14 protein-coding genes and 1 pseudogene are annotated in these 15,265 nt (G+C 70.6%); 5 read left to right on the top strand and 10 right to left on the bottom strand.

Going from position 1 to position 15,265, the window contains the following annotated elements:
* Window positions 1-14: 14 nt before the first annotated feature.
* Window positions 15-785, bottom strand: coding sequence for a carbohydrate ABC transporter permease (locus E1262_RS23220; protein ID WP_420810556.1), 771 nt, complete (start codon window positions 783-785; stop codon window positions 15-17).
* A gap of 112 nt (window positions 786-897) precedes the next feature.
* A complete protein-coding gene (locus tag E1262_RS23225; RefSeq protein ID WP_132106088.1) occupies window positions 898-1,875 on the bottom strand; it encodes a carbohydrate ABC transporter permease in 978 nt (325 codons plus the stop codon).
* Between the two features lie 220 nt (window positions 1,876-2,095).
* Between E1262_RS23225 and E1262_RS23230 the strand changes: the two genes are divergently transcribed.
* Window positions 2,096-3,250, top strand: coding sequence for a Gfo/Idh/MocA family protein (locus E1262_RS23230; RefSeq protein WP_132106090.1), 1,155 nt, complete (start codon window positions 2,096-2,098; stop codon window positions 3,248-3,250).
* 53 nt (window positions 3,251-3,303) lie between these two features.
* Window positions 3,304-4,332 (top strand): LacI family DNA-binding transcriptional regulator, encoded by a 1,029-nt coding sequence (locus E1262_RS23235; RefSeq protein ID WP_132106092.1) that lies wholly within the window; start codon window positions 3,304-3,306, stop codon window positions 4,330-4,332.
* Window positions 4,333-4,368: 36 nt separating this feature from the next.
* Here the strand turns inward: E1262_RS23235 and E1262_RS23240 are convergent, their stop codons facing one another.
* Both E1262_RS23240 and E1262_RS23245 read right to left on the bottom strand, forming a co-directional pair.
* On the bottom strand, window positions 4,369-5,730 hold the full coding sequence (locus tag E1262_RS23240) for a pectate lyase family protein (protein WP_203454265.1): 1,362 nt from the start codon (window positions 5,728-5,730) through the stop codon (window positions 4,369-4,371).
* Window positions 5,731-5,803: 73 nt separating this feature from the next.
* Window positions 5,804-7,120, bottom strand: coding sequence for an ABC transporter substrate-binding protein (locus E1262_RS23245; RefSeq protein WP_132106094.1), 1,317 nt, complete (start codon window positions 7,118-7,120; stop codon window positions 5,804-5,806).
* Between the two features lie 167 nt (window positions 7,121-7,287).
* Between E1262_RS23245 and E1262_RS23250 the strand changes: the two genes are divergently transcribed.
* Window positions 7,288-8,685 carry a glycoside hydrolase family 5 protein gene (locus tag E1262_RS23250; RefSeq protein ID WP_132106096.1) on the top strand — a complete coding sequence of 466 codons (1,398 nt, stop codon included), beginning with the start codon at window positions 7,288-7,290 and terminating at the stop codon, window positions 8,683-8,685.
* 131 nt (window positions 8,686-8,816) lie between these two features.
* Here E1262_RS23250 and E1262_RS23255 read toward each other — a convergent pair whose 3' ends face one another.
* Together E1262_RS23255 and E1262_RS23260 are read right to left on the bottom strand one after the other, a co-directional pair.
* Window positions 8,817-9,497 carry a response regulator transcription factor gene (locus E1262_RS23255; protein WP_131987962.1) on the bottom strand — a complete coding sequence of 227 codons (681 nt, stop codon included), beginning with the start codon at window positions 9,495-9,497 and terminating at the stop codon, window positions 8,817-8,819.
* Window positions 9,494-10,669 (bottom strand): sensor histidine kinase, encoded by a 1,176-nt coding sequence (locus tag E1262_RS23260; protein ID WP_238993024.1) that lies wholly within the window; start codon window positions 10,667-10,669, stop codon window positions 9,494-9,496. The genes E1262_RS23255 and E1262_RS23260 overlap by 4 nt, the downstream gene beginning before the upstream one ends.
* 180 nt (window positions 10,670-10,849) lie before the next feature.
* Between E1262_RS23260 and phoU the strand changes: the two genes are divergently transcribed.
* Window positions 10,850-11,527, top strand: a complete 678-nt coding sequence (gene phoU / locus E1262_RS23265) for a phosphate signaling complex protein PhoU (protein WP_238993025.1) — start codon at window positions 10,850-10,852, stop codon at window positions 11,525-11,527.
* Between the two features lie 15 nt (window positions 11,528-11,542).
* Here phoU and E1262_RS23270 read toward each other — a convergent pair whose 3' ends face one another.
* From E1262_RS23270 to mshA, 4 genes are read right to left on the bottom strand one after another with little or no spacing between them, the layout of a single operon-like run.
* On the bottom strand, window positions 11,543-12,286 hold the full coding sequence (locus E1262_RS23270) for a FadR/GntR family transcriptional regulator (RefSeq protein WP_132106100.1): 744 nt from the start codon (window positions 12,284-12,286) through the stop codon (window positions 11,543-11,545).
* 34 nt (window positions 12,287-12,320) lie between these two features.
* Window positions 12,321-13,067: a phosphoglyceromutase gene (locus tag E1262_RS23275; protein WP_132106102.1), complete on the bottom strand. Its 747-nt coding sequence runs from the start codon at window positions 13,065-13,067 to the stop codon at window positions 12,321-12,323.
* A 10-nt stretch (window positions 13,068-13,077) separates the two neighbouring features.
* A complete protein-coding gene (locus E1262_RS23280; RefSeq protein WP_132106104.1) occupies window positions 13,078-13,572 on the bottom strand; it encodes a type III secretion system chaperone family protein in 495 nt (164 codons plus the stop codon).
* Window positions 13,569-14,837, bottom strand: coding sequence for a D-inositol-3-phosphate glycosyltransferase (mshA, locus tag E1262_RS23285; protein WP_132106106.1), 1,269 nt, complete (start codon window positions 14,835-14,837; stop codon window positions 13,569-13,571). The genes E1262_RS23280 and mshA overlap by 4 nt, the downstream gene beginning before the upstream one ends.
* A gap of 234 nt (window positions 14,838-15,071) precedes the next feature.
* Between mshA and E1262_RS23290 the strand changes: the two are divergent.
* Window positions 15,072-15,265, top strand: a pseudogene (locus E1262_RS23290) (hypothetical protein); the annotation flags it as partial.

Raw genomic sequence — 15,265 nt, forward strand, 5'->3', positions numbered from 1 at the left:
CCTTCCGAGAGGGGTCACTTGATGCCGGTCGTGGCGATGCCACGCATGAGGTAGCGCTGCCCGGCGAGGAAGAAGCCGAAGATCGGCCCCAGCGCGACCAGCGACATCGCGAACAACGGCCCCCAGGCGGACTCGCCCTGGGAGTCGACGAACGTGCGCAGCGCGACGGGCACGGTGTAGAGGTCGGGGTCCGTGACGAAGATCAGCTGGCTGTAGAAGTCGTTCCACACCGAGATGAAGGTGAAGATCGCCGTCGTCGCCAGCGCCGGCAGGCACAGCGGCATGATGATCCGCCAGAAGATCCGGAAGTGGCCGCAGCCGTCGATACGCGCGGCGTCGTCCAGCTCACGGGGCAGCCCGCGGATGAACTGCACCATGAGGAAGATGAAGAACGCGTCGGTGGCCAGGAACTTCGGGACGATCAGCGGGTAGTACGTGTTGATCCAGTCCAGCTCCGAGAACAGGATGTACTGCGGCACGATGACCACGTGGATCGGCAGCATGATGGTGCCGAGCATCGCGGCGAAGAACAGCCGCCGGCCGCGGAACTGCAGCCGGGCGAACGCGTAGGCGGCCATCGCGCAACTGAGCAGGTTGCCCACCACCGAGAAGCCGACGATGATCGCCGAGTTGATCAGGTAGTGGTGGAACGGGCGGGCCAGGGCGTTCCAGCCCTCGGTGTAGTTGCCGAAGTCGAACTCGCTCGGGATGATCGACGCGTCGCGGAAGATCAGGTCCGACGGCTTGAACGAGCTCGACACCATCCACAGCAGCGGATAGAGCATCGCGAAGCCGAACACGATGAGCACGACGTGCTTGAGCAGCCGGCGCCTGCGGCCGTCGCGGCGACGCCGGGCGGCCAGGGCCGCGGGATCCGGCGCGGCGATCGATTCGAGGTCAGTCGCCATAGTGCACCCACCGCTTCGCCGCGAGGAAGTTGATCGCCGTGAAGCCGGCGATGATGACCAGCAGGACCCAGGCCAGCGCCGACGCGTAGCCCATCTCGAACGAGCCGAAGCCGCGCTGGTACGTGTAGAGCGTGTAGAAGAGCGTGGAGTCGGCCGGTCCTCCGGTGCCGCCGCTGACGATGAACGCCTGCGTGAAGGTCTGGAACGACCCGATGATCTGCAGCACGAGGTTGAAGAAGATGATCGGCGTGAGCAGCGGGATGGTGATGCGCCAGAACCTGGTGAACCCGCCGGCACCGTCGACCTCGGCCGCCTCGTAGTACATGGTCGGGATCTGCCGCAGCCCGGCCAGGAAGATCACCATCGGCGCGCCGAACGTCCACACGTTCAGCACGATCAGCGTGGACAGCGCGTGGTCGGGATGGGAGACCCAGCCCTCGCCCTCGATCCCGACCATGCCGAGCAGCTGGTTGATCAGGCCCTCGGTGCCGAAGATCTGCCGCCAGAGGATGGCGATCGCCACGCTGCCGCCGAGCAGCGACGGCAGGTAGTAGATCGACCGGTAAAGCGCCAGGCCGCGCACGCCGCGGTCAAGGAAGAACGCCAGCGCGAGCGCCAGCGCCAGCTGCAGCGGCACCGACACGAACACGTAGGTGAACGTCACGCGCAGCGCGGTGTGCAGCCGCTCGTCGTCGAGCATGCGCCGGTAGTTCTCCAGGCCCAGCCACTCCGGCGGCTGCAGCAGGCTGTACTCGGTGAACGAGAGGTACAGCGAGCCCAGGATCGGGCCGATGGTGATGACCACCATCCCGATGAACCAGGGCGCGAGGAACAGATAGGCCACGCGGCCCTCGCGTTTGGCGAGCGGACTGCGCCGGTTCCGGCGCGGCTCGGGCGGACCGACCGCCGCCTGCGGTGGTGGCTCGCCGGGCGCCCGCCCGCGCGAGAACGTCGGGACGGTGGTCATCGGTGACCTCCTCGCGGTCTCTGTGATCGACGGGCACGGTCGCGGCCAGGAACAAGCGGAGGAAAGCGCTGTCCGTCGAGATACCGATTTCTAGCAAGCGTACGGGCGGGTGTCAATTGTGAGCAAGAGCCCGCGGCGATCGGCTGCGAATCCGCAGCTAGTGACTGTACGCTACGCTGAGATACCGGTTACTAGATCGACGCCCGCCTCGGAGGTGCCCATGACCCGCCGCCCGGCTCCCGCACGTGTCGTGCTCGCCGGCGCCTACGGCTACGGGGCCATCTACCTGCGGCGGCTGGCCGGACTCGCCGCCTCGGGCACCGCCGAGCTGGCCGGCATCTGCGATCCGCGGCCGCCGTCGCCGGACCTCGACGGCGTACCGGCCGGCACGCCGTGGACCGACGGCCTGCCCGAGCTGCTCGACAAGGTGAACGCTGACGTCGTCATCGTCGCCGCGCCCATCCACCGGCATCTCGACCTCGCGGAGGCGGCGCTGGCCGCCGGCGCCGACGTACTGCTGGAGAAGCCACCCACGCCCACGCTGGCCGGGTTCGACGCTCTGACGCATCAGCTGGCCCGCACCGGCCGACGCTGCCAGGTCGGATTCCAGAGCTTCGGCACCGACGCCATAGAGCACGTCCAGCAGCTGGTCGCCGACGGCGTCATCGGCGAGGTCCGCGGGGTGGGAGCGGCCGGCGCCTGGGTCCGCACCCGGGCCTACTGGGAACGGTCGGCCTGGGCCGGCCGGCGCGAGCTCGACGGCCACCCGGTGGTCGACGGCGTTGTCACCAACCCGCTCGCTCACGCGCTGTCCACGGCGCTGCGCCTGGACGGCAGCGACCGGCGCGGCGACCTCGCCGACGTGCGCACCGAGCTGTTCCGCGCCAACGACATCGAGGCCGACGACACCTCGTGCGTACGCGTCACGACGACGGGCGGCAGCATCGTCGTCGCGGCCCTGACGCTGTGCGCGCGGGAGTCGCGCGAGCCGTACGTCGTGGTCGTGGGCAGCCGCGGCCGTGCGGTGCTCTGGTACAAGACCGGCCGGGTCGACCTGACGACCCCGGAGGCCACGACCACGCGCGAGTTCCCCTTCACCGACCTGCTCGAGAACCTGCTGGCGCACCGGCGCGACCCGTCGGTGCCGCTCATCTCGCCGCTGGAGCGATCGGGGGCGTTCACGGAGGTGCTCGAGGCCGTCCGCACGTCATCGCCACCGACGCGCATCACCGAACCGCACCGTGTGCTCGTCGGCGACGGCCCCGGCCGGCACCCCGTGGTGAGCGGCGTCGACGACGCCGTCGACCGCGCCGCGACGACGCTGCGCACCTTCCGGGAGCAGGGTCTGCCGTGGGCCGTGACGGTGGCCTCGTGAGCGATACGATCAGTGCCTCGTCCGTGTCGACGGGCACGCCGGGGAGGGGGACCATGACGGCGGAGACCGACGACGACACCCGGCCGGCCACGATCAGCCGGGTGGCCGAACTGGCCGGGGTCTCCCGGGCGACGGTGTCGCGCGTCATGAACGGCAGCTCCACCGTGGCGCCACATCTGGCCGAGCGGGTCAGGGAGGCCGCCTCGGCGCTCAACTACCAGCCCAGCGTGCTCGCCCGCAGCCTCGCGGTCGGCCGCACCACCACCATCGCATTGGTCGTGCCCGACCTCGCCAACCCGATGTTCCAGGACGTGCTGCGCAGCCTCAGCCACGCCGCCGCCACCCAAGGTCACCGCCTACTGGTCGCCGACTCCGAGGAGAACGTCGCCGAGGAGGGCCTGATCGCCCTCGAGGCTCGCCGGCGCTGCGACGGCCTCGTGCTCTGCGCACCGCGCATGCCCGACGGCGAGCTGGCCGCGCTGGCGCCCAAGCTGGCCCCGTTCGTCCTGGTCAACCGCGACGCCGTGGGGTTCTCGGTGCCATCGGTGAACGTCGACTACGCGGCCGGCATCCGCGATCTCGTCTCCCACCTGCAGGGGCTGGGGCACCACCGGCTCGCCTACCTCGCCGGCCCGCCCACCAGCTCGTCCAACCAGCAACGACTCAGCACGCTGCGCGGGTTCGCCGCGGCCGGACGCGTCGAGCTGGTCGAGCACGAGTGCGGCGCCACGTTCAGTGACGGCCACGCAGTCGCCGGCCGGCTGCTCGACGACGGCTGCACGGCCGTCATCGCCTACAACGACCTGGTGGCCTTCGGCGCGCTGTCGGGCCTGCACGAACTGGGCGTCTCGGTGCCCAGGCAGATCTCCGTGGCCGGCTTCGACGACATCCCGTTCGCCCGGTACACGACGCCGCCGCTCACCACCGCCGCGGTACCGCCGACCGAGCTGGGTGAGCGGGCCTGGCAGCGTCTGTGGGCACTGCTGAACGGCGAGCCGCCGCCGGCCGACGCCCGGTTCCGGCCGCGCCTGGTCGTCCGCGGGAGCACCGGCCCGGCGGCGTCGGTCGCCAACGGCGCCTGACCGCCGGGCCGGCTCCTCGCGGCGTCGATCACGCCGTCAGTGGCTCGCTCGCCAGTTGAGGTACTCCTCGAGATCGGTGTAGCCGTCGCCGTCGCCGTCGGCGTTGTTGCCGGGCACCTCGGGGTCGAGGTCGCGCAGGCGCTCCCACCAGTCCGGCATGCCGTCGCGGTCGGTGTCGCGCGGGGCGTCCCCGCCGCGGACCGGCCCCGGCCCGTTGATCGGCGGCGCGTTCTCGTCGCTGATGATCGCGCCCTTGCGGCCCAGCGAGGTGACCTCACCGACCAGCAGACCGTCGACGCGGTCGCGGTTCAGCGAGGCGCCGGCATGCTCTACGACGTACTCGTAGGCGTCGTCCGGGTCCATCAGGTCGGCGACCGGCGGATACGGGTACGGCTTCTCCATCCAGGTGACCGTTGTGTACTCCTCGCGCGGCACCTCGTACCCGTCGAGGGCTCCGTCGCGGTCGGCGTCGTGGTAGTTGTCCTCGGCGAACAGGTGGAAGTTCTCGTTGCCACGGGTGAACGGCCCGGTCTCGGTGCTGGGGCCGGCGATGAAATAGTTGTTCTGGACGTTGGCCTCCGACGTCCACTGCGAGCCTCCCAGGATGTAGGCCTCGCGCCGCCAGTTGTAGACGACGTTGTTGACGTACTGGTTGACGCCCTTGACCTTGGGGTTGCGGATGTCGTTGTCGAGGTAGAGGTTGCGTAACAGGCTGACGCCGCCGGCCGTCTCGATCAGGCCGCCGGCGGAGTGGGTGTCCAGACCCTGGCCCAGGATCGAGTTCTGGATGGTGACGTTGTGCGCGCCGTCGGCCGGGTCGCCGTTGCTGACCGAGAACACCTCGTCGCGGCCCCAGGTGACGGAGAGGTGGTCGAAGATCATCGTGTCGCCGGTGACCACCGTGATCGCGTCGGTGCCGGAGTCGCCGCCGATCCCCTGCCGTACCCGGAAGTGCCGCGCGATGGTGCCGTTCGCGTCGGTGAACGACAGCCCGTTGCCGTAGATCGTGATGCCCTCGCCCGGCGCGGTCTGTCCGGCGATGGTGATGTTCGGCGCCACCCGGATGCGCTCGCCGATGGTGATGACGCCACCGACCTCGAACACGATCGTACGGTTCGGCTCGCTCACCGCGTCGCGGAACGAGCCGGGACCGCTGTCGTCGAGGTTCGTCACGTGGTAGACGGTGCCACCGCGGCCGCCGGTGGCGTACCGGCCGAAACCCTCGGCGCCGGGGAAGGCGAGGAGCGGCTCGGTCTGTGCGCCGGCAGCCGGCCCGGTCGCCGCGGGTTCGGCCTGCGCTCCGGTCGCCGCCGCGGTCGCCACCGTGCACAGGGTGGTGGCGAGCGCGACGGCAACGACCCGCCGGGTGCGGACGACGCGGGGTCGCGATCGGATCATGGGGTCTCCTCTCGATGGTGTGGTCCCCCCGATGCGATCTCCCCCTTCGACGCGGGCCGTGGCCCGCGCCGCGTCACTGTGCGATGGCGGCGCTCACCTCGTCGACGAGCGACGTCGCGGCGTCGTCGACCGATATCCGGTCGAAGAGCACCTCGTCGTTCAGCCGGATGACGATGTTCCGGGTCTCGGTCGAGCCGGCCGGGCCGATGACGAGGTCGGGGTTCACGTCCTCGCTGATCTCCGCGATGAACTCCGCCTGCGCCGTCGTGTGCTCGTCCAGCTGCGGCGTGATGGCCTCCAGGACCTCGGCGTTGGCCGGCAGCCCGCGGTCGGCGAGGATGAACGACGCCGCCTCCTCGCTGTTGACGAGAAAGTCGATGAGCATTGCCGCCTCTTCGGGGTGTTCGCTGGTCGACGAGACGGCGTACGACTGCGACGCCTGCAGCCACATGCCGGGCGCGACGCCGTCCGACTCCCCCGGTGCGCGCAGCAGCTCCAGTGGCGCGCCGGACGCGGTGCGCAGCGCGGTCAGCTGGTTGCTCCAGTCCAGTTGCATGCCGGCCAGGCCGCGGCCCATCAGGGTCTGCTCGGGCGATGGCTGGCCGCCCAGCTCGGCCGTGAGCGTGGCCGGCGGGGTGGCGCCGGACTGGCTCATCGCCTTCGTCATGGTCCACCACTCCGCTGCGGTGGCGGGCTCGACCGCGACGCCGCCGTCTTCGGTGTACAGGCCCGAGCCGGTTCGCTGGCGCGCGAAGAGGTCGAGGGTGTCGGCGCTGGTCGGGTCGGCCGCACCGTAGGTACCCTCCGGCGAGGCGTCGGAGATCCGCTGGGCGATGGCGACGAAGTCGTCCCACGTCCAGGTGGTGTCGTCGGGCAGCGGCACGCCGGCGGCGGCGAAGACCTCCGGGTTGACCACGACGCAATACGTGTTGACGCCGGTGGGGATGCTGTACTGCACACCGCTGAAGAACCCGTTGCTCAGGGCCGCCTCGTCGATGTCGTCGGTGGGCAGCTGCTCCGCCACGGTCGACAGATCCAGCAGCGCGCCGCGGTCGCCGTACTCACGTGGGTAGGCACCCCCCAGCGTGATGACGTCCGGAGCGTCGCGCGCGGCGACGCTGGTGGCGAGGCGGTCGAAGTAGCCCTCGAAGTCCAGCGGCTCGGCCTCGACGGTGATGTCCGGGTGCTCCGCCTCGAACGCGTCGATGGCCTGCTGGGTGATCCGGGCCCGCTCGTCATTGCCCCACCAGGCGAAGCGCAGCGTCACCTCACCGGAGTCGCTGGACTCCGCGCTGCCACCGCCGCATGCCGAGACGGCCAGCAACGCGGCCGCCGTGACCCCGATCGCCGCGCGGCGCCGCATCGCGCCGCGTCCCATCAGGTGCCCCATCGTGCTCGTCCTCTCTCCGAAGCAGTGCCGGCGAGTTACCGGTTTCCCAGTGGAACGTGCCGAATTGAATCGGTTCTACTCGCGTGTTTCGACATGGTTGCATGGCCCCATACCATCTGGCTAGCCTTCTCAGGAACCGGTTTCTAGATTGTTCTCGAGGGGGCTACATGTCGCTGCCATGGATCCGGTTCGACGGCACCCGGCTCACCGACGACCAGGGCCGGCCGGTACGGCTGCGCGGCGTCGGTCTGGGCGGCTGGATGAACATGGAGAACTTCATCACCGGCTATGCCGGGACGGAGTCGCAGCACCGCGCCGCGCTGCGGGTGGCGCTCGGCCCCGAGGGCTACAAGCGGTTCTTCGACCGGTTCCTCGACGACTTCTTCGCCGACGCCGACGCCTCGTTCCTCACCGGCCTGGGCGTCAACGCCGTCCGAGTGCCGTTCGGCTACCGGCACTTCGAGGACGACGACCGCTCGTTCGAGCTGAAGGAGTCCGGTTTCCGCCGGCTGGACCAGGCGGTGCGGGCGTGCGCCCGGCACGGCCTCTACGCGATTCTCGACCTGCACGCCGCGCCCGGCTACCAGAACCAGAACTGGCACAGCGACAACCCCACCCACCAGGCGTTCTTCTGGCAGCACCGGCACTTCCAGGACCGCGTCGTGCACCTGTGGGAGGCGCTGGCCGACCGCTACCGCGACGAGCCCGCCGTCGCCGGCTACAACCCGCTCAACGAGCCCGGCGATCCCAGCGGGGAGGCGATCGGACCGTTCTACGAGCGCCTGGAGGCGGCCATCCGCGCCGTCGACCCGCGGCACGTGCTGTTCCTCGACGGCAACCGCTACTCGACCGACTTCTCGATGTTCGCCGAGCCTTTCCCCGCCACCGTCTACACCGCGCACGACTACGCGCTGCCCGGCATCGCCCGCGACGGCGCCTACCCGGGCGTGACCCGCGGCGAGTGGTTCGACCGCGACGTGCTGGAGCAGACCTTCCTGCGCCGGACGGAGTTCATGCGTCGCACCGGCACCCCGATCTGGATCGGCGAGTTCGGCCCCATCTACACCGGCGACCGCGAGCGGGACGAGGCCTGCCTGCGCCTGCTGGCCGACCAGTTGGCGATCTACGACGAGCACGGCGCCAGCTGGTCGCTGTGGACGTACAAGGACGTCGGGCTGCAGGGGCTGGTGCACGCCCGCGCCGACTCGCCGTACCTGCGGCGAATCGCACCGGAGCTGGAGCGGAAGAACCGCCTCGGCACCGATTCATGGGGCGGCACCGACCGCAACGTCCGCGCTGTCATGCAGCCGATCGAGGAGCTGTTCGACCGGGAGTTCCCCGGCTTCGCGCCGTACCCGTGGGGCCGGCGCGCCTGGCTCGGCCTGCTGGTGCGCAACATCCTGCTGGCCGAGCCGCTGGCCGAGCGGTTCGGCGCCTGCTTCGAAGGCGTCACCCCGGACGAGGCCGGCGAGCTGGCCGCGTCGTTCGCGTTCGACGCCTGCGTCGTCCGCGACGAGCTGGCCGCCGTCCTCCGCGCGAACCTGGCCTCACATCCGGCGCCTTGAATGATCAGACCATCCACGATCGCGTACATCACCACGATTTCTGGCGCGTCAATACGCCTGCAAGCGTGTTGACGCAGCAGAAAACCTCATGATGGCACCCGCGCCCGGCGGCAGTCGTGCGCGAACCTGGCTCAGGCCTCCAGCTTGTAGCCCAGGCCGCGGACGGTGAGCAGGTAGGTCGGCGCCGCGGGGTCGGGCTCGATCTTCGCCCGCAGCCGCTTCACGTGCACGTCCAGAGTCTTGGTGTCGCCCACGTAGTCGGCGCCCCAGATGCGGTCGATCAGCTGGGCGCGGGTCAGCACCCGACCGGCGTTGCGCAGCAACAGCTCGAGCAGCTCGAACTCCTTCAGCGGCAGCCGGACGGTGTCGCCGTTGACGGTGACCACGTGGCGGTCGACGTCCATGCGGACCGGGCCGGCGCCCAGCACGGCTTGGCTGGCCTCAGTGGGCTCGGTCCCGCGTCGCAGCACCGCCCGGATGCGGGCGACCAGCTCGCGCGAGGAGAACGGCTTGGTGACGTAGTCGTCGGCGCCCAGCTCCAGTCCGACGACCTTGTCGACCTCGGAGTCCTTGGCGGTCAGCATGATGACCGGGACGTTGGAGCGCTGCCGCAGCTGACGGCAGACCTCGGTCCCGGACAGGCCCGGCAGCATGAGGTCGAGCAGTACGAGGTCCGCCCCGCCCCGGTCGAACTCGTCGAGGGCGTCGTCGCCGGTCACGGAGACGGCGACCTCGAAGCCCTCCTTCCGGAGCATGTACGACAGGGCGTCGCTGAACGAATCCTCATCCTCGACGACGAGCACGCGGGTCACGGCGTCTCCTTACCAACTGGCGTCTCGAACGCGGACGGTTGCCCGGTTCGCTGCGGGTGCAGCGGCAGTCGCAGGGTGAAGGTGGATCCTGCTCCCTGCACGCTCCACACGCCTACCTCGCCGCCGTGGCTGGCGGCGATGTGCTTGACGATGGACAGTCCCAGGCCGGTGCCACCGGTGGCCCGGGAACGGGCCGGATCGACCCGGTAGAACCGCTCGAAGATGCGGTCCAGCTCGCTCTCGGCGATGCCGAAGCCCTGGTCGGTGACGCTGATCTCGACGAGGTCGTCACGACGGCGTACTCCGACGGCGACGCGGGTATTGGGAGGGCTGTAGTTCACGGCGTTCTCGACGAGGTTGCCCAGCGCGATGACCAGCTGCTCGACGTTGCCCAGCACCTGCAGTCCGGGCGTGCCGCCGGCGGTGAGCCGGATCTTGTGCTTCTCGGCCTCCACGCGGCTGCGGTCGAGTGCGGCCTCGACGACGCTGTCGACGTCGACGGACTCCGGCGACGCGACGGGGTCGTCGTACTGCAGCCGGGACAGGTCGATGATCTCCTGGACCAGCCGGGTGAGCCGGGCACCCTCGCGCTGCATGCGCTCGGCGAAGCGCTGCACCGCCTCGGGGTCGTCCTTGGCGTCCTCCACCGCCTCGGCGAGCAGCAGCAGCGCACCCACCGGGGTCTTCAGCTCGTGCGACACGTTGGCGACGAAGTCGCGGCGGACCTCGTCGACGCGGATCTCGTGGGTGCGATCCTCGACCAACGCCAGCAGCAGCTTGCTGTTGAGCGGAGCGACCCGGGCCGACACGTACAGCGTCTGGGTGGTGTCGCGCGACCGCGGGATCTCCAGCTGGACCTCGCGGATCTGGCCGTCGCGGCGGACCCGCTCGGTCAGCTCGACCAGCTCGGGCACCGCGACGCGGTCGTGCCGGACCAGGCCGAACGCGTACGCCGACGGGCTGGCCTTGACGACGTCGAGGGCGCTGTCGAGGACGATGGCGCTGGACCGCAGCACCGACAGGACCTCGTCGACGCCCTCGGGGACGCGCGACGTCCGTGGCGGCTCCGGCGGATGCTGGGCACGCTCACTGACTTTGAACGCCAGACCCGCCGCGAGGCCGACCGCTGCGCCGACACACGCGGCCAGCGCTCCGGCTGTCACGGCATCCACATCTACCGATGGTATGTGCCGCAGCCGGGTTCATCTCCACTTCAAGACACTTCACGCCGCGAATTCGGCCGCATGTTCACCGAGACTTCGCGGCCCATTCACCTTGCGGCGCTGCCCGTCCATCAATTGCACCTACGCTGATCAGACGGGAAGCAACGTGCCCACCCCGAGGACGACAGGATGACGAAGCCAATGCGCGAGGCGTATCACGAGCAGCTCGACGAGGTCAACGGCCGGCTGATCGGGATGATCCGCAAGACCGGTGAGCTGATGGGGCTGGCCACCAAGGCGTTGCTCGAGGCCGACCTCGACGCCGCCGAGCAGGCCATGGCGTCCGACTCCAGCATCAACCGCGACCAGCTCGAGATCGACGAGCAGGTGCTCGAGCTGATGGCCACTCAGGGCCCGGTCGCCTCGGAGCTGCGCATCGTCACGTCCGCCCTGCGCACCACGTCCGACGCCGAGCGCATGGGCGACCTCGCCGTCCACGTCGCCAAGGTCGCGCGGATGCGCTACCCCGACCACGCCGTGCCCGAGGAGCTGCGCGACACCTTCGCCGCCATGGGCCGCGCCGCCTGCGACATGTCGAGCAAAGCCGTTGAGGTACTGCGCACCCGCGACCTCGACGCCGCCGCGGCGCTGGCGCGCGACGACAACGAGATGGACAGCCTGCACCGGTCGCTGTTCGCCGTACTGCTCGACGACGAGTGGGACCGCGGCGTCGAGGCGGCCGTCGACATCGCGCTGCTGGGCCGCTACTACGAGCGATTCGCCGACCACGCCGTGCACATCGCCACCAACGTGCGCTACCTGGTGACCGGCGAGATCGAATGGGCCGACAGCACCGCCGGCCACTGACCTCTACCCCTCTCCCTAGTGGTACTCGCCGCCTGGGACCTCGCGGCCGGCCTTGGGCCAACCGTCTTCGGCGACGTCCTCCGCGGGGGTGAGCGCCTCGCGCAGCCACTGCTCGACGCCGGCCACGTGCACCGTCGCCCATGAGCGGGCGATGTCGGGCTGCCGCGCCCGGATCGCCGCGACGATGGACCGGTGCTCGCTCAGCGTCCGGGCCGTAGCCGCCTCCTGGGTCAGGCCGCGCCAGACCCGGGCCCGGTGCGTGGGCCCCGACAGGCTCTCGACCAGCGAGCAGAGCACCGGGTTGCCGGAGCCCTCGGCGATCAGCCGGTGGAACTCCAGGTCGCTGGCGACCAGCTCCTCGACGCCGGTGTCCGGGCCCAGCGGCGCCATGATCTCGTCGAGCTTCGCGATGGCGTCGTCGCTCATCCGCACGGCCGCCATGGCCGCGGCGGCCGGCTCGATGATGCGGCGCACCTCGAGGAAGTGCAGGACGGTGTCGTCGCGGTGGAAGTCGACGACGAACGCCATCGCGTCGAGCAGCAGGTGCGGCGACAGGCTGGTGACGTAGGTCCCGTCGCCCTGCCGCACGTCGAGCACGTGGATCAGCGACAGCGCCCGCACCGCCTCGCGCAGCGAGCTGCGCGACAGCCCCAAGCGCTCGGCGAGGTCAGCCTCGCGCGGCAGCCGATCGCCGGGACTCAGCTCCCCGCTGACGATCATCTGCTTGATCTTCTCGATGGCGATGTCGGTCACTGCCATGCGTCGTTCCCCCTTGCGGCCGACGCGGCCCGGGCTAGCGGCCCTGGTTCTTGACTGCTTCGATGGCCGCTGCGGCGGCCTCGGGGTCGAGGTACTCGCCACCCCTCGTGACCGGGCGCAGCGACTCGTCCAGCTCGTAGAGCAGCGGCACGCCGGTGGGGATGTTCAGGCCGGCGATGGCGTCGTCGGAGATGTCGTCGAGATGCTTGACCAGCGCCCGCAGCGAGTTGCCGTGCGCGACGACGGCGACCGTCTGGCCGCGGCGCAGGTCGGGCACGATGGCGTCGTACCAGTACGGCAGGAACCGGCCGAGCACGTCCTTCAGGCACTCGGTGGCCGGCAGCAGCTCGGGCGGAAGGTCGGCGTAGCGCGGGTCGCCGGTCTGCGCGAACTCGTCGCCGGGGTCGATCGGCGGCGGAGGGGTGTCGTACGAGCGGCGCCAGAGCATGAACTGCTCTTCGCCGAACTCGGCCAGCGTCTGCTTCTTGTCCTTGCCCTGCAGCGCACCGTAGTGGCGCTCGTTGAGCCGCCACGACCGCTTGACCGGCACCCAGTGGCGGTCGGCGACGTCGAGGGTGATGTTGGCGGTGCGGATGGCCCTGCGCAGCACGCTGGTGTGCAGGACGTCGGGCAGCACGCCGCGCGACGTCATCAGCTCGCCGCCGCGCCGGGCCTCGGCCTCGCCGGCCGCGGTGAGGTCGACGTCGACCCAGCCGGTGAACAGGTTCTTCGCGTTCCACTCGCTCTCACCGTGACGGAGCAGCACCAGGCGATAGGTCATGGCCCTCAGCTTACGGGGCGGGGCGGAGGTGCTCGAAGGCGGCCAGGTTGCGGGTGGACTCGCCGCGGGCGAGGCGCCATTCCCACTCGCGCCGGATGGATGAGGCGAACCCGAGCTCCAGGACGGTGTTGAACGAAGAGTCGGCGGTGTCGAGCACGACGCCGAGCAGGCGGTCGATTTCGGCGGCGGTGACGGCGTGCAGCGGCAGCCGCCCGACGAGGTAGATGTCGCCGGCCTGGTCGACGGCGAACGCGATGCCGGACAGCCGGGCGTTGCGCTCGAGCAGCCAGCGGTAGACGGCCTCGTGGTTCTCGTCGGGCTTGCGGGCGACGAACGCGTTGACGACCAGGCTGTGGTCGCGGACGGCCAGGCTGCAGGATGTCTTCAGCTTCCGCTCGCCGGGCAGCTCGACGGCGAACTCACCGGGGGCGGGCTCGTTCCACGGCTGGCCGGAGTCGCCGAGGTAGGCACGGACGACCGCCGCGGGACCGTCGTCGGTCGTCATGCTGTCATCACCTGCCGGTGCCGCAACGCTGTCGTGTAGACGTCGAGCATACGGGCCGCGGTGGCGTCCCAGCCGAACTCCGCCGCGTGCGCCACAGCGCCGGTGCCGAGCCGGCGCAGCCGGTCCGGGTCGCCGATCAGCCCGGCGACGGCGTCAGCCCAGTCGGCCGGGTCGTGGCCCTCGACCAGCAGGCCGGACACGTCGTGGGCCACGGCGGTGCGCAGCCCGCCCACCGCGGCCGCGACGACCGGCGTGCCGCAGGCCTGCGACTCCAGCGCCACGAGCCCGAACGACTCGCTGTAGGACGGGACTGCAGTGAGGTCGGCGGCGCGGTACCAGTCGGCCAGCTCCCGCTGGTCCACCGGCGGTTCGAACCGGACGACGTCGGCGACATCGAGCGTATGCGCCAGCCGCGTCAGCGCGTGGGGCTCGGCCAGACCGCTGCCCGACGGACCGCCCACGACGGCGACGACCAACCGCTCGCGCAGCGCCGGGTCCCGCGTCACGAGCAGCGACGCGGCCCGCACCAGCACGTCGGGCGCCTTGAGCGGCTGGATGCGCCCGGCGAACAGCAGCACGACGGCGTCGGCCGGCAGCCCCAGCCGGGCCCGGGCGGCGGCCGCCGGGCCGGGCGCGAACACGTCGAGGTCGACTCCCGGTGGGATCGTCGCCACCTGTGCGGGGTCGGCGCCATACAGCCCGACCAGCTGGGCGGCCTCGTCGTCGGTGCTGGCCACCAGCAGGTCGGCAGCCGCGACGACCTGCTCCTCACCCAGCTCCCGTTCGCGCGGCTCCGGCAGTTCGCCGTCTGCCAGCGACAGGTTCTTCACCTTGGACATGGTGTGCATGGAGTGCACCAGCGGGACGCCCCAGCGGCTGGTCGCCAGCCAGCCGACGTGGCCGGAGAGCCAGTAGTGCGAGTGCACGAGGTCGTACCAGCCGGGCAGGCGCTTCGCCTCGGCGCGCAGCACGCCTGACGTGAACGCGCACAGCTGCGCCGGCACCTCGGCGACGGGGAGCAGCTCGTAGGGGCCGGCGGCGATGTGCCGGACCAGGACGCCCGGCGCGGTCTGGACGACCGGCGGCTGCCCGGACGCCGTGGCCCGGGTGAACACCTCGACCTCGACGCCGAGCGCGGCCAGCCGGCGAGCCAGCTCGACGACGTAGACGTTCATGCCGCCGGCGTTGCCGCCACCGGGCTGGTCGAGCGGCGAGGTGTGGACGCTCAGCATCATCACCCGGCGCGGTCCGCGCGTGCCCGACATCACAGTTCGCACAACCGGCTGCGGCGGCGGCCGATTCCCTGGCACAGTGAGCGCCCGCGCTCGATTACTACCGATTCAGCTCGATAAACACGAAATGTCCGAGACTTCCGTGACGCCGATACCGAGTCGTGATGGAGATTGCGGCGTCATTGCGGCAACCTGGTCCAGGATTTATGAGTCTTTGAGGGTGGGAGCGGCGTCGAGGGGACGCCGTCAGGAGGGGAAGGAACCATCGTGACGCGTGGCAGGAAGGCCGGCGTGGGCGCACTCATCGCCGTGCTCGCCGTCGCCGTGGTGTCGGCCGTGCTGATCGGCCTGAACCAGTTCGGCCGCGACGAGCCGGCGTCGGCCAGCCCGCAGGACTCCGGTCAGTCCGCAACGCTGCCGTCCGAACCGCCATCGGACACCCCGACCCCGACGGCGACGCC

It is taken from the genome of Jiangella aurantiaca (assembly GCF_004349105.1).
Lineage (GTDB): Bacteria > Actinomycetota > Actinomycetes > Jiangellales > Jiangellaceae > Jiangella > Jiangella aurantiaca.